This is a genomic window from Nostoc sp. C057 (assembly GCF_013393925.1).
In the GTDB taxonomy this organism is placed as follows: Bacteria; Cyanobacteriota; Cyanobacteriia; order Cyanobacteriales; family Nostocaceae; genus Nostoc; species Nostoc muscorum_A.
Map to the genome: position 1 here is coordinate 2,363,703 of NZ_CP040281.1, position 24,829 is coordinate 2,388,531.

Consider the following 24,829-nt stretch of genomic DNA (forward strand, 5'->3'; position numbering starts at 1 on the left):
TTCCGGGAAAGTCAAAAATATCATTACTTTTCTTAAACCTGCATTAAAACACTTGCAGTAATAAAAAATACAAGCTATTTAAATAAAAATACTCTTATTTGGAAGTCGTAAAAAACCCCACCTTTTTTACGGGGTGGGGTTAGTATACTGACTAAGGCTATTTAACCTCACATAATATCATTCAAATTGCACAAGCGATCGCCCCGATACAACAATAAAACCGACAGAATCAAGCCTAATCTGGGGTTGGCTAATTCCTTGGAGAATGGCTGCATTTAAAGCAGTTTCTATCTTCAATTCTTCAGCTAGGGCATTATCCCAGCTTTGTTGGTTTAGACGCAGACGTAATTGCTCTACTCGATTGGCTAATTTCTTTTCGGCGACTTTAGCACAACTTTGGCACAAGTCAATAAAATCGGGACGATTTGAAAGTAATTCCGCAGAAGTGTTACGTACTTGATAGCAGAAATTTTGCCATTTACTAGGGTCAACAAAATCGTCAATAATTCCTAAGCGCTCTTTTGCCAGATTGTAATCTCGTCCTTGATTATTGTTTTTATCTTTATATGAACGTTGCAGAATACTTAAGAGAGCTTTATCTTCAACAACGCGGATTGGCTCATTGCGACCATCAACATAGATAGTTTCTATAATTGGCGGAAATAGAGCATCAACACGTCGTTGCAAGTTTTTGAATTGAGAACTATCGAGTTTGTTATCTAGTAAAACTTGTTTGGCAATTCTTAAATTTGCCTCGACTACATAATTGCATTGAAAACCAAACCACTCTTTCCCTTCTTTCGCATCCCAAGATGAATCGGTGCGCCACATTGCAAAGGCTTCACCTCGGTCATCCCAGTTTATATAGTTCCATAGTGCTTCAACAAATCCTTCCCCAACTCGAAAGAGTTTAATACCAGGATTCTGGTTTGCCACCCTGCGATTATAAGTACCAAATTGGTCTAGGTAACTATCAGCAAAACGGTTTTTTAACTCATTTATGGGAACTAATGTCCGCGTTGAGGGTTGATAACGTCGCATCTCTGATGAGTCGGGGTTATTGAGTCCTCGAAATCCAAGCGCCTCACAAATCCAGCCTTCAATTGCTCGTTTCATTTCTAGATGACAAGCATCGTAATTATCGAGGTCTTGAAAATACTCGGTGGCAATTTCATCGTTAGCGTCAATTTCATCTAGAGCATTTTGTTCGCTAATTTTTGCAATTTCGGCTTCAATTTGCTCTTGAATTGGTGAAATCATCTCTAACAATCCAGCAGCACTTGATTGAAACAAAGCTGTTTCTAATTCTGCAAGTTTATCATCTACATAAAACTGTAAACTCGCAATTGATTGCTGGAAAATACCAAATCCATCTTTTAATACTTGATACCAAGCATTGTGAGGACTATCTTCCAAATAGGGGCCAATCAAAACACAAGATTGAACTCCAATTTTGCTACCAATGCGGTCAAGTCTGCCAAGTCTTTGCTCTAGTTGATTAGGCGACCAAGGAAGGTCAAAATGAATTAACCAATCGGCAAATTGGAGGTTCAGCCCTTCTTCTCCTGAGCGATCGCATACTAGAATAAAGCAGTTTGGATTATTCCTAAACTTATTTAAGCCTTCCTCAACTTTGTCTGGTGATTCTCCAAATTGATGTTTGACGATTGTCTCTGCACCAAAGGTATCAGACAAATACCGGACTATTTCGCCACAACTTTGGGCAAAACTGGTGAATACAATAAATTTGGGCAGAATATCGCCAGTAATTGGTCTTTTGATTCTCTGCTGTATTCTCGTGATGAATTCCTTTTGATTCTTCCGAACGTTTGCGGGAATTTTGAAGTATGTACCTAGCTGATTCAGCAGTACAGTTTTCAAATTTTCCGTCCGTCCTCCATCCTCTTGGGGTTGACGAATAATTTTAAGGAAGGATTGCAGAATCTCTTCTTCCCCTGAGAATTTGGGGGTTGTAGTTAAGACGCGAAGATCATCTTCTTTAAACTCCTGGATGAGTTTAGCATGAGGCTTACCAGTTAAGCGGGCGGTAATTACCTGCTCTAAAATGCCTAACCAAGTACCAGCAGCGAGAAATAACAGCAGAAAAATTCGCTGATATGGCTTTTCAGCAGGAGCAACACTACGCCATTGATTGAGTAGTTCGTGGATATCAGGCGATCGCTCGTCTAAATCATACTCTTCTTTGGGTGTAAAATTGCGGTCAAATATCACATCTTCCACCGCCGCGCGACGGTTGCGAAGCATTCGGCGGTGTAGTCGATAGATATCGCTGACGTGAGTACGAATCGCTTGGACGATTTGGTCTTGCTCTGAAGAATTTGTTTGTAAACAATTTTCTAAATCATCCGCCAGCTTCAAAAAATACTCATCCTCAGCTAAGAGGTTTCGTAGTTGCTGCAAGTTGCTTTTGAGAACAACAGGTTCAGCATCTTCTTTGAAAGAAAGCAGAAGTCTACCAATTTCCTGACGGCTTTCAACTTTGGCACGAAAACCTTCTAAATCACCAATTTTATAGGTTGCTGGGTCGAGCAAGTGCAACATTGCCAAGAAATCTTGCTCATGATTGAGAACAGGAGTGGCAGATAATAAAAGTAAGCGATCGCTTTTATGAGCCAGTTCTTTACAAGTCTGAAAACGCTGGCGCACTGTTGCATCCTTGGAAGTCGCCATTGCTGCGATATGATGAGCTTCATCTAAAATTAAGCAGCCTATCCTCGCTTTCAGGTTGATTTTATGGATATCTTCAACCGCCAGCACCGCTACCCGTTTGCCAAAATGGGAAATGTAAAACTTGTTTTCTAACTCAGTCCGCCATTGTTTGAGTAAATATTGCGGAACTAATACCACTGCACCCTTTTTCGGTTCATCCAAGAGAAATTGACGCAGAATCGCACCAGCTTCGATGGTTTTTCCAAGTCCTACCTCGTCTGCTAGCAAGTAGCGTTGAATTGGGTCTTCCAGTACCCGCCGCACTACTTCAACTTGGTGAGGATAAAGATTAATATTTGCCGAAATCAGTCCTGTCATCCCGCGACTGACAGCGCGTTGCTTAATCAAGGATTTGACGAAAGCCAATCTTTTGTCGTGGAAGTAAGGCGTTTCGTGACCCTTCATCGCTAGAGTTTCGATGGGGTCTGTGTTTGGGAGATTACAACGAACGTAAATGTCTTCTTCAGTAGCGATCGCAGTTTTCTTATCTGGTAAATCAATTTGATACATTTCTGTATCTTCATCCCAAATGAAAACTCTCCCAACTATCCATTTATCCTGAGTTTGGTACTTAATATAGCATCGAGCCTGTGGTTCAAGTCTGACCTCAGAGAGCGAACTTAAAGGTAAAGTTTTTTGAAGACGTTGCCCTATAGAGCAAAAATACTCAACGTTTGCATTGGTATCAGATATTTCCGTAACTTTGCCGATACCCAAAGAGTTATTCTGGGACTGTACCAATAAACCGAGCTTAATCATAGATCCAGTCCCCTGAACACACTAAAAGAACCTTCCAGACTAGTTTTTTCACCTATATCTGGTAGTTTTGTCGATCAACATTATAGATAATAAACTGGCATTACTGTTTTTCGTTTTAGCGATATCTACGATGGGCTACGCCTACGCTCCACCACACCTAACTAGTAAAATCAGCCTAAAGGTTGATTTGCGTTTTAAATGCATCAGGACGGATTAGCATTGTCAGCCGACGCATTGGCATTGCATTGCAGGGTATTAAGTATCTAGGCATAAATAAATTTATTGTTTGTAGTAAGGACTTTAGTCCTGTTGACATCCTCACCGCCGTGAACGCACTCTTAAGAAGGAGTAATGAGTAATAAGTAACAAGTAATGAGTAAATACCCATTTTTCATCCACTCATTACTCATTACTCCTTACTCATTACTTTAAAGCCGTGCTGGATGGTTACTGAGCGTAGCCGAAGTAAACACGGGGTTTTAACCCATTTTTCTGATAATCCTTGCTCTGAGCGATAAATCGCTCACTCCAAACTAAGAGTTTATTTTATATTTAATTATGTCTACTTACTTACCAAATTAATTAGCTACGAATTCAATGAAATACTGTACTTAGGTGATTATGTGGCGCAATAGATTCACGCTTTGCCTTGATAACACCAGGGTACAATTAAGATGATGTAGTTTTATTTAGTATGAAGAAAATCCGAGACAACACAATTAAGTTAAACCAATATTTAAAGTTGATGGGTATAGTGCCAACTGGAGGACAAGCCAAGCTAATGATTCAAGGTGGCGATGTCCAAGTAAACGGTATGCTGGAAACCCGACGAGGGCGGAGGCTAGTACCGGGTGATAAAGTGACAATAGAAGGAAAGACTTTAGAGGTGAATTTGGATAACAATGAAGACCAAAATGTAGTAATAGATTTTCCCGAACAAACCGAGTAAAAATTTTATCCCAAATTGAAAAGTTCCTCTTTTGCCTTGTGAGCGATGCTGCAAATTTCCAACAAAGTTATAATCCCCCAGAGTGATATTGAAATTAGTGCGATTCGTTCGCAAGGAGCAGGAGGCCAGAATGTAAATAAGGTTTCCACAGCGATTCACTTACGCTTCGATATTGTCGCTTCATCATTACCAGATTATTATAAAGAACAGCTTTTAAAGCTGAACGATCGACGCATTACCCAGGAAGGAGTTGTTGTCATCAAAGCACAGGAACACCGAAGCCAAGAAAACAATCGGGAATCAGCTTTGAAACGACTTCAAGAACTCATTCAAAGTGCAGTTGTCGTAACGATAAAACGCAAACCCACGAAACCAACTCGCAGTTCTCAAAGAAAGCGCCTTGACTACAAAACTAAGCGCGGACAGGTTAAGTCTAACAGAGGACAGGTGACAGAATTTTAGATTTTAGCTAGCTTTAAAAATCTGTTCAGCAGTTAAATTTAACTCTGGGAAAGTAGGCGAGACGATGGGATCGCTACCTCTAAATTGAGTAACTTGGTACTCACCATCGATTAATTGATAAATGGATATAGTAGGCAGTTTAGGATTGCCAATAAACTTTCTAGCGCCTATAGCCGCATAATCTATAATCCAATATTCAGGAATACCTATAGCTTCATAATCAGCTAATTTTTTGTAGTAATCATCCCGCCAATTACTACTAACAACTTCAATAACTAATGGAATAGATACCGCTTGAGATACAGTCGATTCCTTTTTCCATAAAGGCTCATTCACTAAATTTGGTCGATTGATTATTAATATGTCTGGTGAATAAGCTGATTCACCTTCAAGTGGTTTTACTAATACGGTTTTTGGAATGTAATAAGGTAAATTTAGACGCTTGATATCAGCAGATATTTCTAGTGCCAAAAAACCGACAACATCTTCATGATCACCCGTTGGTTGTGCCATTTCAACAATCACGCCATCATGTAATTCGTATCTGCTGCCCTCGGGCCGCCATGCTGCAAAATCTTCAAAAGTTACTAGTTTACGTAAAGCTTGAATCATAATTTATTGTCCCCCTAAGTAAGTTGCTAGAAATAAACAAAATTATGTTATGAAACGTAAACAGGCTTAAAGTCCTTACCAATGACAAAGGACAAATGACAGCCCTTGCCAGTTAGCTTTAATTGCGCCAACCTACTTACCCCCGATTAGAGATTACGAACTTTCTTAAACCGTTCTTGCGCCGCCTGAAACGCTTCTTGCATTACTAACTGAATTCTCTGGGGATCGGGTTTCTTACCTCCCATTAAATCACCAAAATAAACGCAGGCTGCTTCCCCTAGTGCCCAGGTGTAGGCGGCTGCCCAAGATGCAGCGATCGCACTCCCGAAACCTGGTATAAATTTAATTAATTCCCGTGCAATTGCCTGTGCTAAGAAACCACCTGCGATCGCACTGACAACACCCCCCGCCTGTGATGGTGTAATTGTCTGTCCATATAATTTACCCAACAGACCCACCATTGATACTTGCAAGGCAGTTAGTACAGGCATTGTGGCAAAAGGCAGAGGTACAGCCGCAAGGGTAGCAGACATAATCGCAAATGGCAAAATATAACGGCGTGCGGCATCTCTATAAAGGTTGCCAAGTTGCTTTCCGGCTTCTTCTCGATCTAATAGCTGATAAATTGCCTGTGCTTCTGCTTGCGGGAGTAGTTCTGCTAAAGAATCTCGCAGTGCTTCTAAGCCATAAAATACCGGATTGTAGCCATCTTCTTCTAGGGTAAAGTCAATTAGTACAGAGCGGTCAGTTATCCCGGCGAAGGCTTGCTGCATTGCTGCAAATGCGCGGTTGACTTCTTGATAATCTGGCGGATAGGCAGGATGATCGACAATATCAGCAGGATAAACCTCATGCAAGCAAGTAACTACTAGCAGACAGGGAATATTTGGATACTGCTGGCGTAACTTTTGAGCAATTTGTCGGAGTGTATCAGTTGCAAAATCATTGATTTTGACAGTCAACAGGAGGATTCTGGCGGAAGCAGTTTCTTTTTGTAAATCGCCAACTAACTCCTGAATGATTGTTTGGGTATCTTGGTTAACATCACCTAGTCCCACAGTATCAGTAAAAACTAGTAACGGCAGGTCATTGGAAGGATAGGCATAGCGCTGCGTGTGTTGCGTGTGAGGACGAAAACCCTGACCAATAATCTCAGCCGAAACCCCTGTCAATCCCCGCACAATTGAACTTTTTCCGGCTTGGGGTTTACCAATCAGCAGTGCTTCTGTGGTTGGCAGTTCGGCTCGAATTTTCTCTAAAATCTCTGCAACTTGGGTTTCACTGACGCTAAACCATCCAACAACCGTTTGCGCCAGTTGTTCTACGGGTAGGAGTTTGGTTAAACGTGTTGTTGCTGTGTTCCAGACACCACCAATGCGGTTTGTCCAAGAATTATCGACCGACTTGGTAGTTGCTCCATCGGTCGGTTCACTCAATTGCTGAGAATCATCTTGCTCAGTCATTCCCATGAAAACGGTAGATAGAATTCAAACTACATCTTGTCTATCTTTATCGTACTGTTAAACTTGGCTCAGTTTAGGTTAATTTACTCATCCTAAAGTTCAGTTTCTTCACCCGATGGTTTCTCTTTAACACGCTCTTTCCAATATCCTGGTTCACGGCTACAGTGCATCACCGCCAAAATCAAAATGTAATCTTCCTCAATGGTGTATAAAATTCCATAGGGAAATTTACGCGTTAAACATCGACGAATATCTTCGTCAATAACAGCCCAGCGAGTCGGTGACTGAATGATTCGGAAAATTGTATCCTCAACCGTATTTATAAATGCCTGTGCTAATTCAACTCGACGCTCTGCATAAAACTTGACCGCTTCGCCATATTCAGTTAATGCTGTTGGATGAAAAACGTATTTCATTACTCCAAAAGTTGTTTCACCCTAGCTAAGGCTTCCTCTCCAGGAATGGGTATAACTGTACCACTTCGGACTTCATCTCTACGCTTCTTAGCTTCATCTGTCCAAAGCATTTGAAGTGTTTCATCTACATCAAATTCAAGACTTTCAACCAGTTTTTCTGCCAACAATGCTCTTGATGCACTGGGCAAAGCTAACGCTTCTTTCATGATCTGCTCAACAGATGACATAATTCCTGAAAGCATAGGACTATCCAGAGTCTAGCAGGAAAGTAGTAGACGTGGTAGCTGAAAGCCCCTCAGACGCTTACCTGTATCAGCTTGGCTCGATCAAATCAACGATCGCTTTCACCAATACATCTGGATCTACTGGTTTAGAAATGTGCATTTGAAATCCGGCTGCTAGTGCTTGCTGCTGATTCATTTCACCTGCATAAGCTGTCAGAGCGATCGCTGGTACGCTTCCTCCTTCTTGCGGCGATCGCGATCGCACTTCCCGCATCAGCATATAACCGTCTGTCTTTGGCATTCCAATATCACTAATTAAAACATCTGGTATCGACTCAGATAACGCTTTTAATGCTTCCTGTGCTGAGGATACAGCAGTTACTTGTACACCGTAGTCTTGCAAAATGAAGCTCACTAAGTCGCGGATATCTGGTTCATCGTCCACCACTAAAACTTGAGTGTCCGAAAGGAGTGAGGATTCAGGCTGAGAATCTAAAGACTCATTCTCTTCTCGCCGAACTTGTTCACTTCTCACCAAAAGCGGTAGTTCAACAGTGAAGGTTGCACCCAATCCTTCTCCAGGACTTTCGGCTTGAACTTTTCCCCCGTGCATTTCTACAACCTTACGCACGATCGCTAATCCTAAACCTAGTCCGCCAAATGTGCGTGTAGTTGTGCCATCAGCTTGGCGAAAGTAATCAAACACATAAGGCAAAAAGTCTGGATTAATTCCCTTACCTGTATCGCTGACTTGAATTTGAATCTGATTACTAGCTTCCATGAGTCGAATTCCTACTCGTCCTCCGGTTGGTGTAAATTTTACCGCATTAGAAAGTAGATTCCACACAACTTGCTGGAGCCGATTTGGATCGCCCATAACTTGTCCTAAACTGGCATCAAATATGGTCTGAATTTGAATTGATTTAGCTTCTGCTGCTAGCCGTACTGTTTCTAGTGCTGCTTCAACTACCATTACCAAGTTCACTGGACAGATATTTAAGTTTAATTTTCCTTGGAGAATGCGAGACACATCCAACAAATCTTCGATTAACTGGGTTTGTAACTTGGCGTTGCGTTCAATGGTTTCTAAGGCGCGGTTAGTAGTTTGTTCATCAAACTTGCGACTCCGTAACATTTTCGACCATCCCAGGATAGGGTTGAGTGGGGTTCGCAGTTCATGGGAGAGAACCGCCAGAAACTCATCTTTAATTTGGTTGGCGATCTCTGCTTCTTGGCGTGCTGTTCTTTCGCATTGGAGGAGGCGATCGCATTCGTTTTCGGCCAATTTGCGATCAGTAATATCTAGTACAAAAGCAACACCATGATCTTGGGAGTCATTCAGCAAGGCTATCCCCAAAACAATTGGTACTCGCTTACCATTGCGGTGGATGTACTCTTTCTCGTAAATTTTTGAAACTCCAGTGGTTTGCACCTCTAAAATGGCGCGATCGTCTAAATACTTGTATTCAATAGGAGTGAGTTCTCGCCAATTAACTTTACCTAAAAGAGTAAACTCCTCATGAGTGTAGCCAGCTAGTTGAAGAAAGGCATCATTGGCATCAATAACGAAGCCATTTACATTCCAAAAAGCAACCCCGATTAGGTTAGACTCAAACAAACGCCGAAATCGAGCTTCACTTTCGCGTAATGATTTTTCTGCCCGTTTGTGTTCGGTAATATCACGAGAAACAGTAATTACACCTTCAATACTTTGGTTTAAATTCCGTAATGGTGTCAGAATATATTCATAATAATGCACTCCATCAGCAGTTACATATTTACACTCATCCTTAATTGGCTGCCCAGTTTTAATCACAGCTTTTAGTTGATTATCTACCTGTTCTACAAGGTCTGTGGGTAAATCCAGTTCTTGCAAAGTTTTTCCGACAATATCCTGGGGTTTAAAACCTAATATAGTAGCTGCATCACGACTAACATACTGATAGCAACCTCTGCGATTAAAGATATAAATGTGATCCACTGAGGCGGTGAGGATGGCATTTAAAATATTTGCTTGTTCTTGGACTTGTGTGGTTAGTTCGCGAGTACTTTCTTCAGCCTGTTTGCACACAGTAGTTTCCATACAAACGCCGATCATTCGCACCGCTTTTCCCTGCTCGTCATAGATAAATTTTCCCTTAGCAGAAATCCAATGTACACTTTGGTCTGAGCGAATTATCCGAAATTCATCGTTGTAGTCAGTTTTTTGTGCCAAAGCCTGGCCGATCCCTTGCATTACAGATTGCTTATCTTCGGGATAAACGCACTTCTGAAACGTTTCATAAGGGCCATCAAAACTACTTGGAAGTAGACCAAAAAGCAGTTCATAATTTTCAGACCAAATGACTTGATTGGTTAAAATATTCCAATCCCACAAGCCCATCTGAGAAACATCTAAAGCTAGCCTCAGCCGTTCTTCACTATCTTTCAGGATTACTTCTAACTGCTGTCGCTGTGCAATTTCTTGTTGGAGTTGCTCTAAAGTCACTGCCACATCTGTTGTCACATTAAAGCCTGTAGACTTCTCCTGCTCCAGATGGCATTCAATCTCATATTCTAAAACTGAAATATGCGAACTTTGTGCCGATGCTGCCAGTTTTCTTAATTGCTCTTCTAGTGCTACTTGCCTTTGCTGATAAAATATTTCTGCTTGCTCTAACTCAGCTACACGCTGCCGTAAAACCGCTAATTCATCAGTAAGTTTAGAATTAATTTTATCAACATTTGGCATTTGAATAAACCGCTAACAACTAAAAAGAACACCGACTTGAAGAGTAGGCATACCCTAGTTTTAGCAGTATGAATTTTAAAGCTAAAAAATGCAATCCATCCAAAGGCACATAAGAGTTTTAGCCAAAAGATATCCTCTGGTATTTAAGAGCCATGTCTAAAGATTAAGATAAATTAATTATCTCTTCAATCGTATGAAAGCTGCACCACTAAATAATCCCACAACCTGCCCCCAGAAGACAACACTCGATTGATTTACGCCAATGGGGGGAATGTTTAAACTGCCAATACCATAAAATAACTGTTGCACAAACCACCAAAATATATAGAGAAAGGCGGGAAGTTCGATAGGAATATACACAATAATTAACGGTAAAATGGTGTCAATTTTAGCTTTAGGAAACTTCATAATGTATGCCCCTAAAATAGCTGCGATCGCGCCATTGCCCCCAATTAATGGTACTGTCAAACTCGGTGCAGCTAGAATTTGTACGACCCCTGTTAAGATGCCAGCCGCCAGATAAAATCCGAGATAGCGTCTGTGTCCCAAGATATTTTCTACAGTCTTACCAAAAACCCACAGAAATAGTAGATTTCCCAATATCTGGCTAAAACTACCGTGCAGAAATATTCCAAAAAGTAGTGAAAATACCCGCCAAATTACAATTATCCAAGCAGCAGAGTTGTTGAAGAAGAATACATTTGTAATCGCCCCACTAATCTGGGCTGGAATCACACCCCAACTATTGACAAAAGGGCCCAAAGTATCACTAAATTCTAGTTGAATTTCCCATAAAAATACGGCAATATTAATGCCAATTAGCCAATAATTAATAATCGGCTTATTCCAACAACGAATATTATCACTAATAGGAATCATATAAATTTGTCATTGGTCATTAGTCATTGGTCACTTGTACTGAGCGTATCGCTACAAAAGCTCCGCTAACGCATAGCCTCTCGTAGAGAAGTATTAGTCATTAGTTATTAGTTATTCTCCCCCTGCCTCCCCTGCCTACCCTCCCTCCCCCTATCTTCCTTAACGTGTGGCAAGATTGAAATCAGATCGCATCGCACTTAAGTAGGCAAACGAGATGCTAGGAAACACACTTGTTGGAAGATACCAAATTATTAGTAACTTGGGAGGAGGGGGTTTTGGTGAAACCTTTGTTGCTTATGATACTCAATTACCCGGTTCACCTCAATGTGTGGTCAAAAAACTCAAACCCCAGGCAAACGATCCGGTAACTTTAGAGACGGCTAGGCGTTTATTTGATACAGAAGCACAAGTTCTGTATAAATTAGGAACTCACGATCGCATTCCCCAACTTTTAGCTTATTTTGAGGAAAATGCCGAATTTTATCTCGTACAGGAATTGATCGAAGGTCATGACCTGAGTCAAGAATTAATACCAGGTAAAACCCTTAGTCAAGAGCAAGTAATTTCGCTTTTACAAGAACTTTTGACAATTCTAGAATTTGTCCATCAACAGAATGTAATTCACCGTGATGTCAATCCTCGAAATATCCTCAGACGACACCCAGATGGCAAATTAATCTTAATTGATTTTGGTGCGGTTAAACAAATTACTACCCAAGTAATTACTCCCGAAGGTTCAACTAAAGGTACTGTTGCCATAGGTACGCCTGGATATATTCCTGGAGAACAAGCTCATGGTACGCCAAAATTAAGCAGTGATATCTATGCTACGGGAATCATTGCTATTCAAGCTCTCACTGGATTATTACCAGAGGAAATAATAAAAGATGCTGAGACTAATGAAATTATCTGGCGCGATAAAGCCACAGTCACGCCAGAATTTGCTCAATTCTTAGATAAAATGGTGTGCTACGACTTTCGACAGCGCTATCCTTCGGCTACAGTAGCATTAAAAGCACTGAAAGAGTTAACACTACCTCCGGTCGAAACAATAGCGTTAACTCCTATTTCTCTACCCAAAAATATAACCAAACCACAACCGAAAAAAGGCATTTTAGGTAAAGTTTTACTAACAATATTTTTAGTTGGAATAAGTGGAGTTGCATCAATATTTATTTTTAATCACATTAATTCAAATAACGCTATAGAATTATCCAAACAAGGAAATACACTTTTTGATTTGCAACGCTATCAAGACGCATTAGAAGTATATGAAAAAGCCGTTAATATTAGACCAGATTATCCTCAAGGATGGAATGGCCAAGGCAAAACGCTGTATAAATTAAAAAAATCGAAAGAAGCATTAGCTGCGTATGATAGAGCAATCCAAATTAAGCCAGATTATTTTGAAGCTTGGAGTGGACGCGGTTTTGTCTTGGCAAGTTTACAGCGATATCAAGAAGCGATCGCATCTTTTGACAAAGCCTTACAATTAAATAATGAAAGCTCGGAAGTCTGGAATGCTAAGGGTGAAGCTTTTAGTAACTTAAAGCAATATGACCAAGCAATTAAAGCCTATGAAAAAGCGATTGAATTAAAATCAGATAATTATGAAGCTTGGTACAAGAAAGGATTAGCTTTACAGAATTCTAACCGATATGAAGAAGCGATCGCAGCATACCAAAAAGTCGTTGACTTAAAACCAGACTATGAACAAGCTTGGTATAATCTGGGTAATGGGCTAGTTAATTTGCAACGCTATCAAGATGCATTCAACGCTTATGACAAAGCTGTACAATATAAGTCAAATTATTATCAAGCTTGGTTTTCTAGAGGCAACACATTGCTGAATCTGCGACGTTATCCAGAAGCAATTGAATCTTTTAATCAAGTAATTAAATATAATCCTAGTAACTATCAAGCATGGTATAACTTGGGTTGGTCGCTGCATCAAAACCAACGCTATGAAGAAGCAATCAAAGCTTACAATAAAGCTGCGACACTTAAGCCAAGAGACTATCAGCTTTGGTACAATCTGGGAAATTCACAATACATTTTACAAAAATACGAAGATGCGATCGCATCTTATAATAAAGCAGTTCGTTATAAACCAGACCATTCTGAAAGCTGGTATAGCAGAGGCAATGCTCTACTAAATTTGAAAAGGTTTCAAGATGCGATCGCGTCTTACGATCAAGCAATAAAATACAAGCCTAATTACCAACAAGCTATAGACGGTCGCAATCAAGCCCAGATTCAACTGCAATCCGAGAAACCTAAGCCGATAATTGTGCCAGTTATTCCAGTTCCTAATCCTATTAATCCACCGCAGACAACGCCCTAATACACTCAGGATTTACGCAAAATAATGAAAAAACGAACCGCATAGACGCGGAGCGGCTACTCTTCGAGAACGCCAAGGGCGAACCCGCAGGGTAGGACGCATACTCCTACGGAGAAGCAAGCTACGCGCAGTGTCTCGTCAGAGAAGGACACAAAGGAATAAGAGTTTGAGAGAGTTATTGCGTAAGTCCTAACACTAAACAATTCGTAATTAATAATTACGAATTGTTAATAACACTTCTTCTAGCCAATAATTGGAATTTTAGTTGATTTTAAAGAATATTTTGAGATCGTAATTTATAATTCGTGGCATTACTATAAATTTCTTGTTTATTTTACCAAAAGCTGTGAGCATCGGTAACTTCTTGGGCAATCTAAAGATAACCTAGAATTTTTTATTACCGAACTATGCGATTAAGGAGCTAACCCTTGATACAACCAAACTCCAGTCTATCAGCAACTAATAGAGAAAATCATCCTTTACGAAATTTACTAATTCGATTTATTCTTGGTGGTACTACCCTTATAGTCAGTATTTCTGCCTATTTCAGCTATCAAGCCACTAGAAATCTGATGCTCAAAGATTTGAGACATAGTGCTTTTTTAGAGGTACAGAGAGGGGGTGATGAAATTGAAGAGTGGTTACATCTTCGCCAAGCGGAGGTACAAACCCTGGCTAATACTTTAACTGTCCGCTCCTTAAACTGGTCTGTAGCAGAACCCTATTTAAAGTCAGAAGTCAAGCGGATCAATGAATTTTTCTTTTTCCAAATAGTTAACCCAGATGGTTCATTTTCTAATACAAAAGTTGGTCGATCCAATAAAAATATTCAGGATCGAGACTTCTTTCAAAAAGCAATTGCAGGAAAGAGCAACATTTCTGACCCTTTCATCAGCCGTTCTACAGGAATTCCTTTAATAGCGATCGCCACCCCAATCTCTTCAAATTCTGCTAGCAGCAGTTCACCGATTGGAGTTTTCCACGGCAATGTGAGAGTCGATCACATTGCAGAGGTTGTTAATTCCCTGCAATACGGCACGAACAGCTATGCTTTTGCTCTCAATTCGCAAGGACAAGCGATCGTTCATCCTAACTCGGCGTTGATGTCAACCGTAGAAAAACCTGCACCCAGCCTGTTGAAAATTGGCGATCGCAATTTAAATGCGATCGCCCAAAGGATGGTAAACAAACAACAGGGAATTGAGTTGATGGAAATTGACGGCACTAAACAGTATGTCGCTTATCTGCCGTTGCAAGCTGCTAATTGGTCTGTAGCTTTGGTGATTCCCCGCCAAAATATCGAATCTCGATTGCAATTCCTCGATTTGATTGCCTTAATTGTCGGTGGACTGACACTCACCATGATTACTGTCTTGTGGCAAGTGCAAGCATTTGAACAACGTGAACTGAAAAAATCTAAAGCTGCGGCTGATACAGCCAACCATGCTAAAAGCGAATTTTTAGCTAACATGAGTCATGAACTGCGAACACCTTTAAATGGCATTCTCGGTTGTGCCCAAATTTTACTGCGTTCCCCAGTTTTACCTAAGCAAGAGCAATATCACGTCAATATTATTGAACAATGTGGCTCTCATCTGCTGACTTTAATTAATGACATTTTGGATCTCTCCAAAATTGAAGCGAAAAAGTTAGAATTGCATCCTTATGATGTACATTTCCCTTCCTTTCTTCAAGGAATTGTCGAAATCTGCCACATTCGGGCAAAACAAAAGGGCATTTCGTTTATCTATAAACCCCCGATTAACTTGCCTACAGGGGTTTATGTCGATGTCAAAAGATTACGTCAGGTACTATTGAATCTGCTGGGAAATGCCATCAAATTTACAGATGAAGGTCAGGTTACTTTCAATATTGAAGTAATCGATCAATCTCCCAATGATGGGCAGATAATGAAACATCGCCTTCGCTTTAATGTAGAAGACACAGGAATTGGGATAACTACCGCAGAATTGAGCCAAATTTTCTTACCATTTGAACAAGTAGGTGAGAAAAAGCGCCAAGCTGAAGGTACAGGGCTGGGTTTAGCTATTACTCGGCAGTTGGTACAAATGATGGGTAGCGATATCCATGTTCAGAGTCAAATTGGTAAGGGTAGCAGCTTTTCGTTTGAGTTAGAGATACCCGAAGCGACTGACTGGGTACAATCTGCGATGACTGCCTCAGAGAAACAAATCATTGGCTTTGAGGGTGGCCCCTACACCATCCTGATGGTTGACGATCGCTGGGAGAATCGCACAGTGATTACAAACTTACTGCAACCACTGGGTTTTAATGTGGTTGAAGCCAGCAACGGTAAAGAAGGTTTAGAAATAGCGATCGCCCTCAAGCCAAACTTAATCATCACAGATTTGCTGATGCCAGAAATGGATGGGTTTGAATTAATTAAACACCTGCGTCACACTTCAGAAATTCAGGATGTATTAATTATCGTTTCTTCAGCTAGTGTCTTTGAAGCTGACCAAAATCGCAGTCTGCAAGCTGGAGGTAATGCTTTCTTGAGCAAACCCATACAAGTAGATGAATTATTGCATCAACTAGAACAATACTTAAATTTGGTATGGATTTACAAGCAATCTCAGACTGATGGAGAAAAAGCCAAAGAAGCAACGACAGCAACTACTCAATTAACCTCTCCTTCTCCTCAGGTGTTGCAAGAACTAACCACTTTAGCCAGTAAAGGTAACTTCAATGCCATTCTCAAGTGGGCCGATCAGCTAGAAGAAACAGATACAAATTTTGCACCATTTGCTAATGAATTACGTCAGCTAGCAAGGCAATTTGATGAAGATTTAATTATAAATTTTTTGACTAAATATGCGGTGGAAATGGTATGAAAACTATTATTGAAAACCAAAATCACTCTATCAATTATGCTCCTTTAAGGGGAATTGTTTTAGTCGTTGATGATAACCCTGCCAATTTACAAGTTTTATCCAGCTTTCTGGATCAGTCTAGCTTCGAAGTTTGGGCAGCCCGCAGTGGAGAAAAAGCCCTTCAGCGATTAGAAAATGGTGATTTACCTGATTTAATCTTGCTGGATGTAATGATGCCGGGTATAGATGGTTTTGAAACCTGTAAACAGCTAAAAAGCAATCCTCGCGTCCAAGATATTCCAGTCATTTTTATGACAGCCCTTTCAGAAACTGCTGATAAAGTCAAAGGTTTGCAATTAGGAGCCGTAGACTACATTACAAAACCTTTCCAGCATGAAGAAGTATTAGTGCGGATTGAAAATCACCTCAAACTGAGAAATTTGACAAAAACCTTAATTGCTAAAAACGCCGAATTACAACAGACTCAAACTCAATTGATTCAATCAGAAAAGGTAGCAGCTTTAGGTCAACTAACAGCAGGAATTGCTCATGAAGTTAATAATCCCATCAATTTTATAGCTGGCAACTTAAATTTTGTTGAAAAGTATGTACAAGAGGTAGTTAGTTTATTGCATCTCTATCAAAAATATCTGCCCAATCCACCAGATGAACTTCACACTGCAATAAAAAAAAGCGATCTTGAATTTTTGTTAGATGATTTATCTAAAATTATTAAATCCATGCAAGTTGGTACAGATCGCGTTACAGAAATTGTGTCATATTTGAACAACTTCTCGCGTCACAGAGAAGCTGGAAAAAAACTAGCTAACTTGCATGAAGGATTAGAAAGTACATTACTCATTCTTGGACATCGGTTTAAGGGAAATGCTCATCACCCAGCTATCAAACTAGTTAAAGAATATGGGGACTTGCCACTTGTTGAGTGTTTTCCTAGCGAGATTAATCAGGTCTTTATGAATTTAATTTCTAATGCGATCGATGCAATTGAAGAAGCAAATAAAAATAAAGATATTGATACAATTTCTAGAAATTCTGGGGTGATTAAAATTAAAACTGAGGTAATTGGAGAGCAAGTGATTTTAAGAGTTGCTGACAATGGTTCAGGGATAAAAAACGCAGATACAACAAAAATATTCGATGCTTTTTACACAACAAAACCTGTCGGTAAAGGAACAGGGCTTGGTCTATCTATTGCTTACCAAATTGTGGTTAATAACCATCATGGCAAGCTCACATACGATTCCAAGCCAGGTGAAGGTATAGAGTTTATTATTGAACTACCTATTCGATAAATGAAAATCCTAAACTAATTGAAGAAGAATTCGGAAGTCAGAATTCAGGAGTCAGAATCAAGACGCTCGATAGCGATGCACTGAGCTATTAGTTGTATCACACAGAATTCAATTCTGTTAGCGGTAGCGTGGCGTTTAGCCCATTCTGGCTCCTGACTTCTGAATTCTGTTTTGATAAAAGCAATCATCGTTTCTTTGTGTACAAATACGTTTAGTTAAAGATTTTTGTTAATGATTTTAAACTTGTAGAGATGCGTTAGCGTGGCAGGTCATTCGAAGCCAGCCCAGTACATTTTCGCATCTCTACTTAAACTTGCTCTATGTAACAAGTAAATTTATCTAAAAATTGCTGTAACTATCGAATATTCACTTCTTGCAAATAATTTACTTGCTGAAGATATTCAATCTTAGTGTCTGAATTTTTAGAGACAAATGAATTTGTTCTTTTTGCAGAAGCTATCTTTTGATTGCCAGCCTGCACGCGTTGCTTTTGAGTATACTCATTCAATTTAACTTGAGCTTGAGCATAAACTAGAGCATCTTGGGGAATATTTCGGAGAAATTTTACAGCCCGATCAAAATCACCTACAGATGCTTTTTTGTAAGCGTTCTGTAAAAAATAAGCTGCTCTGATTTGGCGCTTTCGATTATACTCAGCCAGCTTTTCTTGAACTAAAGCCCCCGCACGACTTTCTTTAGGAATTTCCCGCAGATATTGTAATGCAGTAGAAAAATCTCTGATCTCGGCACTTTCGTAAGCTTTTGCTAATAAATCTTGTGTCTGTGCTTCAATGTTAACGTATGCTTGCTGAACTAGTTTATCTGTTTTAGATTGCCAATATGAAATATTGGGAATTTGAGAAACAGCATCAAGAACATCTGACCATCGGCTCTCATGAAAAGCTATTTGAGCTATTTGGTATTGTTGTGCAGCAACTTGCCATTGCTCTTGCCATTCTTCAATTGTGGCTTGGGCTTCTGGATAAACATTGCTGTGGGAGGGAATTGATTTAGCAAGTGCGATCGCTTCTTGCAAATCCCCAGCTTGATATTCTTTTGTTGCTTTATATAAAGTATCGGTTTCTGAGTATGCCGGTGCAGTATTAACTAAAGAATATACACCAAACCCCATCAATAAAGAATTAGCTGCTAGTCCGACTTTCATTCCTGTCAATAACGGGGATGATGTGCCAGATGTAAGATTTTGAAAATCATTATCCTCAATCGCAACTTCTTCTAGAAAAAATTCAGAATCTTCCTCTAATATTTGTGCTGGCTGATCCCATGTTATTTGTTTGAGTACCCGCAGTACCTCAGTCGCAGACTGGAAGCGATTTTGAGAATCGTAACGGATCATTTGGCTGAGAACAGCAGCTAGATAATCGTTAACTGGCGTGTCTTGAGAACGCCAAAAAATTTCATTAGTATGAGGATCAACTTTTAATTTTAGTGGTTCTAACCCAGTTAAAGCCTGGATAGCAATCATTCCCAAAGCATAAATATCGCTGTTAGGCTGTGTTTGACCAATAAATTGCTCTGGCGGTATATATCCCAATGAGGTGACAGGAATTCTATAAATCGGCAATTCCGCACCTATGCCAAAATCGATAGACTGGATTGAGCCAAAGTCAATCAAAACTAACTTGCCATCGCTATTACGTCTAATCAAGTTTTCTGGTTTGATGTCACAATGGATCACGCCTTGAGAGTGAACAAATTCTAGAATACTTAAGACATCTATCAAGAATTGTACAACTTCCCTTTCACTCCACAGACACCCCCACTGTTGAGCAATGGGCAATTCCGCAGTCAGCGCATGTCCTTCAATTAGCTCTTGTACTAAATAAAACTGGCTGTTTTCTTCAAAGCAGGCGATAAATTCAGGAATTTGTTGATGGCTTCCTAGAAGCTTGAGGGTTTCAGTTTCAGTTAGAAACATTAACCTCAGCATCTCCAAGTACCCAGGTTCGGAACTGCTAACTTTTATCTGCTTAATAACACATTTAGGATTCTGTGGAAAATCTACGTCTACAGCTATATATGTTTGTCCAAATACCCCTGCACCCAGGCTTTGGACGATTTGGTAACGCTCTTGTAATAATTTACCGATTATGTGGTTGGTCATGACCTGGTTACTCAGTAAGTCCTTATTATTTAGTTTTTCTGACATTCCCTCCTGTTTCCGGAATGCTTTAGAAATAAATAACCAGAGTTTTTATACCTTGAATGTAAGTTTAATTTGTTAAGTATTTTTGCGTAAAAACATATAATTTTTTATTAAAATTTGTATTTTTATTCGAGAATCAACATAGATATACTTAATTGTTGAGAATTAAAATCCGTTTAGTAATTATCAGAGTTAATTTCAGAAAAAATTATCTAAAATTGCATTATTTAAACTAACATCATATTTGTCTAGTGAGCGCGATGTTTTAAACATCCTCACGTGGAAAGTTTATCCAAACTTGTTGCCACATTTGTGTAATATCTGATTCAGAAATATTACTACCTCATCAAAATCCTTATATAGGAAGCCGGTTTGATTACTGTTCGCGCAGCGTGGCGTAGCCATAATCACTTGCGTAGGTAGGCAATAGGCAAAAGACAATAGGCAAGGGGGTTTCAGAAGATTAATGTGTACCAAATTTTTTTCAAAAATCAAATATGAGTCCTATAGGACATTAATTAATTTCTTCATCTTTTTCAACTACTTCAGATTTATCTTGTAACGGCTTCACTACCCGTGCGATCGCTTCTTGAATAAAAGCTTTAATAAATTCATCTCGGCGATTAATTTGAAACTGTTTCTGCACAACTTCCGTCATTCCACCATCACCCCAATCTTGATCGTGACGAAAATATTCAATAAAACTTTTACCAGCAATTCGCGTTAAATAAGCTGCTGTCACACCTTGAATCGCCCGACCAATCAGAAAGGTAGCAACATTTAGTTGCAACGCTGTAGATAATAATTGAATTGCTCCCTTGACAATGCCCAAACTAGCAATAGTTTTCGCTAAAGAAAGAGCTAACTCTCGTCCCCGTTCCATATTTAATTCACAGCCGTAGACTCTGCCAATTTCCACAACCATTTGAGCATTAACAGCTGCTGTCGCTAATAAATCTACTACTGGTATTGGCGTGACTGACACCACACCAGCACCAATCCATTGAAACCGTTCTACGATTTTGTCAGCTTGACGGCGACGCTGACCATCGATGAGTTTTCGCGCCTCATCTCCCAATCGCAGAGATTGCAAAAGAATGTTATCCGCCACCAAATCTTCACCTTCGGCGCGTAAAACAGCAGCCGTGCGCCGCAGTAAAGGGACAATATCGGGTTCCGGCTGGTAGGTTTCGCCAGTTTCTAGTTGTGCAGATTGGGGATTAGCTGCGATCGCCACCACATCATTAGTAGCAATAAATCCCCGTACCCGTTGACGCAACCTAGCGAGGATGGATTCTTTATCTTCATCTGTATATAAATCGGTTTTGTTGAGAACTAGGAGCGATCGCTTCCCAATTTCTGCTAATCCCCGCAACGGCTCATATTCTGAGCGTCGTAAGTCATTATCCACCACAAATAACAGCAAATCTGCTTCTGTTGCCAGTTCTCGCGCCATTTGTTCCCGTTCCGTTCCCGCCACACCCGCTTCTAAAATCCCTGGCGTATCTGTAATTAAAATCTTGCGTTCTAATCCCTTCAACCGCAGACAATAGGTTTCTCCAACCTGGGTTGTACCCATCGGTGCATCCACTTGACCTACCATGCGTCCCATAATCGCATTCACTAGGGAAGTTTTGCCAGCACTCCCCGTACCAAATACCACTACTTGAATTTCACCCCGTGCTAAGTTCGCTTCAATCTCCCGCGATCGACTTAATAAAGCCTGACGTGTGACTTCATCTTGAATTTGCGCTACCTGTTGGCGCACAGCTTGGAGAGTTGTAGAAGCAGCGTCAGATTTAGCAGCAGGAATTTGCGCCGCAGTTACTCGCTTGGGGTTGCGACGCGATCGCTTTTCCCCAGATTGAATTACCAATACATAATAGACAAAAGCCGCAACCAAGGCTCCTATAAGGACAATTAGCAGCAACAGCAGCAAATTGCCAAGCAACGGCGAATAGGATAATTGCCAATAGAGGCGTGATAGGGAATCAATTAGCCATAGGGCTAGCCCCAAAATGACTATCAGACCAACAATTAGCGTTACTATGCGCGACAGAGGCATGGCTAGGAAAGATTAGTGGGTATTTCAGTAGGTAGATGCTTCTGATCTTAATAGTTTCGCCTGGATTTCTCACTAGTGAGAAATTAAGGAGTGTGGGAGGTGTGGGAGGATGGGGAAGAAATCTGACCCCGCAAACTCCCTACACTCCCCACACTCCCCACACTCCCCACACCTCCCACACTCCCCCTGCTCTCCCTTCAGTAGGCAGATACTTATAATCTTCATAGTTTCAGTATTTTTGACCAGGGTAGAAAAAACCCCTTTTGATAAACTAAGAGCGAATTTTGTATTAAATGTGTTCTCACTTGCGGCTGGATTTCTTGTTTTTGATGAAAAACCACGTAGTAAAAAATTCAACAACGAGTAATACCATGACTGCGATACCTAAATTAAAATACTTTAACTGGGTTCAACAGAGATTTCATCGCCTTAGTATTCGGCAAAAAATTTTTTATGGATACGGTTTGGCTTTGGGAGTTGCAGTTTTAGGAACGACAGCAGGGTTGGTAATAGGCGATCGCTACTTTCAACAAGCCAGACAACAGATTATATTGGTAGACGAAGAAGGAAGCTTGTTAAGTATTTTGCAAGGCGAACTGTTAGAAATACAGATCCACCAAAAAGAAATAGTGCCTTTTTTACAGCAGCCACAAGCGTTGCAAAGGGGAATCTCTCATTTCAAAACCGATCTAGCGGATGCAGAAACGCTGATTTCTCAGGCACAAGAATTTAGTCAAAACAGTTCCCAAGAGGATTTACAAGCTCTGCTTACAAAGCATAACAGCACAATAGCCAAATATTTTGAACAACTCAGGTCGCTGATTCGGCAAATTTTGCCATTAACTTCACAATCAGAGGGAGCTATAAAAGTACAGCAATTAATCTCGAAATTCAGCCAAAGTCAGGATGTTCTAAAATTTTACCAATTTGCCCATGAGTTAACTGATTTTGCCAAAACGCTTCAAAAACGCCAAGAGGAAGCTCATTTAGCCCAGAATCAGGCTGCACTCATCCAAGCTCAGATTATTCTTGGTAGTATGCTGCTGTCAATAGCGATCGCTGCTATCCTAGCTTTCTACACCAGTACAATCATTGCTTATCCGATTAAAGCGGTGACAGATATCGCCCAAAGAGTTAGCCAAGAAGCCAATTTTGACTTGCAAGCGCCCGTAATTACTCAAGATGAAGTTGGAGCTTTAACTAATTCTCTTAATCAGCTAATTCGACAGGTGAAGCACCTTTTAGAAGAACAACAAGCTGAGTCCCAAGTACGACTAATTCAAAGTGAAAAAATGTCTAGTTTAGGAAGAATGCTGGCTGGTGTTGCCCACGAAATTAATAATCCTGTAAATTTCATTTCTGGCAACCTCGTACACGCAAAAAACTATACTGACGATTTATTAGCATTACTGCAAGTATATAAAGCCGAAGTTCCTCAGCCTTCCACTGCCGTGCAAAGTCTCGCAGAAGAAATTGATTTGGAGTTTCTAGAAGTCGATTTGCCAAAGCTCTTTAATTCAATGAAAGTTGGCGCTGAACGCACGCGAGAAATTGTCCGAAGTTTGAAAGATTTCTCTCGTTTAGACGATGGAGAAGCACAGTTAGTCGACCTACACGCTTGTCTAGATAGTACATTATTGATTCTGAATAATCGCCTGAAAAATGGCATTAACCTTGTTCGTAGCTATGGAGAGATTCCAGAGGTTCCAGGTTATACAGGTTTACTTTATCAAGTATTTATGAATCTTCTCAGCAACGCACTTGATGCTTTAGAGCAAAAATCAGATGAAAATCCCGAATTTGTCCCTGAAATCACTATTATTACAGAATGCTGGGAGAATGATTTGGTAATAGTGCGAATTGCCGACAACGGCCCTGGTATTTCACCAGAAAATCAGAAAAAGATATTTGAAACATTTTTTACCACCAAGCCACGAGGCATTGGTACTGGTTTAGGGCTAGCGATCGCATATCAAATTGTGGTAGAAAAACATCAAGGTAAGATTACCTGCCAATCTGAGTTAGATAAAGGTACAGAGTTTGCGATCGCTCTGCCCACCGCAGGTATAACTTTACCAATTTCTCATCCTTAAGTTAGTAGCTTTTCAAAGTTAATTTTTTCATAATAATCAACAGCAAGTATAAGGTTGCGTGTTTAAATCTTTTAGTGGACTGACGAAAGTTTGCCTACACAAACACTTCAAGCCAGTTTTGGCAAGCTTTTTGAGAACAAAGGGAGAAATAAATTTATGGGACTTTTCGATCAAATTCTTGGTGCAGTTGCTAATCCCAATCAACAGGGAAGCTTAGGGCAACTGGGAGGAATTATTAACACTGTACAGCAATTGAGCCAAAGTACTGGTGCAGATCCTTCTACCATTCAATCAGTCTTGTCAATTGTCGGTGGTCAAGTGCGTTCCGCTTTACAAGACAAGCAAGCCACAGATGGTAATGAAGCCGCACAAAGTTTAGTGAATCAATATGCTGGGACTTCGCCTAATCCCCAAGCCGTCAATTCGCTGTTTTCTCCTCAGATACAACAACAGGTAGCTCAGATTGCTGCCCAGCGCACTGGATTGGATGCTGGTGTAGTTCAACAATTGCTACCTTTAGCAGTACCTTTAGTCCTGAATTTTTTGCAATCAGGTGCAAATGCTCAAAATCCCCAAGCTGGCGGTAATCCTGTACTGAATTCCTTCTTGGATGCTGACGGCGATGGTGATGTAGATATCGCTGATGCCATCCAAATGGCTAGTCGGTATATGAGACAGTAAGTAAGTTGGCACAATAAAATCAAACTATGTAAATAAAAAGGAACTAGGCTAAAACCCTTATACCTATTGCCTATTTCCTTATCCCAAAGACAATTATTTACGCCCAC

Annotated in this window: 16 protein-coding genes; 7 read left to right on the plus strand and 9 right to left on the minus strand. The window is 40.3% G+C overall.

Annotation, left to right across the window (positions count from 1 at the left end; all coding sequences use genetic code 11):
* Positions 1 to 177: 177 nt before the first annotated feature.
* Positions 178 to 3,489, minus strand: coding sequence for a protein DpdE (gene dpdE / locus FD724_RS10400; RefSeq protein WP_179072564.1), 3,312 nt, complete (start codon positions 3,487 to 3,489; stop codon positions 178 to 180).
* A 694-nt stretch (positions 3,490 to 4,183) separates the two neighbouring features.
* On the opposite strand from dpdE, the gene FD724_RS10405 reads away from it, so the two are divergent.
* Both FD724_RS10405 and arfB read left to right on the plus strand, forming a co-directional pair.
* On the plus strand, positions 4,184 to 4,438 hold the full coding sequence (locus FD724_RS10405; protein ID WP_012412565.1) for an RNA-binding S4 domain-containing protein: 255 nt from the start codon (positions 4,184 to 4,186) through the stop codon (positions 4,436 to 4,438).
* 45 nt (positions 4,439 to 4,483) lie between these two features.
* Positions 4,484 to 4,900, plus strand: a complete 417-nt coding sequence (arfB, locus tag FD724_RS10410; RefSeq protein WP_114082400.1) for an alternative ribosome rescue aminoacyl-tRNA hydrolase ArfB — start codon at positions 4,484 to 4,486, stop codon at positions 4,898 to 4,900.
* A gap of 3 nt (positions 4,901 to 4,903) precedes the next feature.
* Here the strand turns inward: arfB and FD724_RS10415 are convergent, their stop codons facing one another.
* From FD724_RS10415 to FD724_RS10440, 6 genes are all read right to left on the minus strand, one after another.
* Entirely contained in the window at positions 4,904 to 5,512 is a 609-nt protein-coding gene (locus FD724_RS10415; RefSeq protein ID WP_114082399.1) for a Uma2 family endonuclease, read from the minus strand.
* 146 nt (positions 5,513 to 5,658) lie between these two features.
* Positions 5,659 to 6,975, minus strand: a complete 1,317-nt coding sequence (locus FD724_RS10420; protein WP_179072565.1) for a GTPase family protein — start codon at positions 6,973 to 6,975, stop codon at positions 5,659 to 5,661.
* A 92-nt stretch (positions 6,976 to 7,067) separates the two neighbouring features.
* On the minus strand, positions 7,068 to 7,391 hold the full coding sequence (locus tag FD724_RS10425) for a type II toxin-antitoxin system RelE/ParE family toxin (protein ID WP_179072566.1): 324 nt from the start codon (positions 7,389 to 7,391) through the stop codon (positions 7,068 to 7,070).
* Positions 7,391 to 7,618, minus strand: a complete 228-nt coding sequence (locus FD724_RS10430) for an addiction module protein (RefSeq protein WP_114082397.1) — start codon at positions 7,616 to 7,618, stop codon at positions 7,391 to 7,393. The genes FD724_RS10425 and FD724_RS10430 overlap by 1 nt, the downstream gene beginning before the upstream one ends.
* Before the next feature lie 85 nt (positions 7,619 to 7,703).
* Entirely contained in the window at positions 7,704 to 10,346 is a 2,643-nt protein-coding gene (locus FD724_RS10435; protein WP_179072567.1) for a PAS domain S-box protein, read from the minus strand.
* A gap of 177 nt (positions 10,347 to 10,523) precedes the next feature.
* Positions 10,524 to 11,225: a rhomboid family intramembrane serine protease gene (locus FD724_RS10440; protein WP_179072568.1), complete on the minus strand. Its 702-nt coding sequence runs from the start codon at positions 11,223 to 11,225 to the stop codon at positions 10,524 to 10,526.
* Between the two features lie 214 nt (positions 11,226 to 11,439).
* Between FD724_RS10440 and FD724_RS10445 the strand changes: the two genes are divergently transcribed.
* From FD724_RS10445 to FD724_RS10455, 3 genes are all read left to right on the plus strand, one after another.
* Positions 11,440 to 13,569, plus strand: coding sequence for a tetratricopeptide repeat protein (locus FD724_RS10445; RefSeq protein WP_179072569.1), 2,130 nt, complete (start codon positions 11,440 to 11,442; stop codon positions 13,567 to 13,569).
* A 428-nt stretch (positions 13,570 to 13,997) separates the two neighbouring features.
* Positions 13,998 to 16,424 carry a hybrid sensor histidine kinase/response regulator gene (locus tag FD724_RS10450; RefSeq protein WP_256874520.1) on the plus strand — a complete coding sequence of 809 codons (2,427 nt, stop codon included), beginning with the start codon at positions 13,998 to 14,000 and terminating at the stop codon, positions 16,422 to 16,424.
* A complete protein-coding gene (locus FD724_RS10455) occupies positions 16,421 to 17,716 on the plus strand; it encodes a response regulator (protein WP_179072570.1) in 1,296 nt (431 codons plus the stop codon). Before FD724_RS10450 ends, FD724_RS10455 begins: the two co-directional genes overlap by 4 nt.
* A gap of 355 nt (positions 17,717 to 18,071) precedes the next feature.
* Here FD724_RS10455 and FD724_RS10460 read toward each other — a convergent pair whose 3' ends face one another.
* Positions 18,072 to 19,841: a serine/threonine-protein kinase gene (locus FD724_RS10460; protein WP_256874589.1), complete on the minus strand. Its 1,770-nt coding sequence runs from the start codon at positions 19,839 to 19,841 to the stop codon at positions 18,072 to 18,074.
* A 556-nt stretch (positions 19,842 to 20,397) separates the two neighbouring features.
* Positions 20,398 to 21,948, minus strand: a complete 1,551-nt coding sequence (locus FD724_RS10465) for a YcjF family protein (RefSeq protein ID WP_179072572.1) — start codon at positions 21,946 to 21,948, stop codon at positions 20,398 to 20,400.
* 371 nt (positions 21,949 to 22,319) lie between these two features.
* Here FD724_RS10465 and FD724_RS10470 point away from each other — a divergent pair, with 371 nt between their 5' ends.
* Together FD724_RS10470 and FD724_RS10475 are read left to right on the plus strand one after the other, a co-directional pair.
* The gene (locus FD724_RS10470) at positions 22,320 to 24,041 is read left to right on the plus strand and encodes an ATP-binding protein (protein ID WP_179072573.1); all 1,722 of its coding nucleotides are present in this window, start codon (positions 22,320 to 22,322) and stop codon (positions 24,039 to 24,041) included.
* A gap of 156 nt (positions 24,042 to 24,197) precedes the next feature.
* Entirely contained in the window at positions 24,198 to 24,722 is a 525-nt protein-coding gene (locus tag FD724_RS10475; RefSeq protein WP_114082384.1) for a DUF937 domain-containing protein, read from the plus strand.
* Positions 24,723 to 24,829 lie beyond the last annotated feature (107 nt).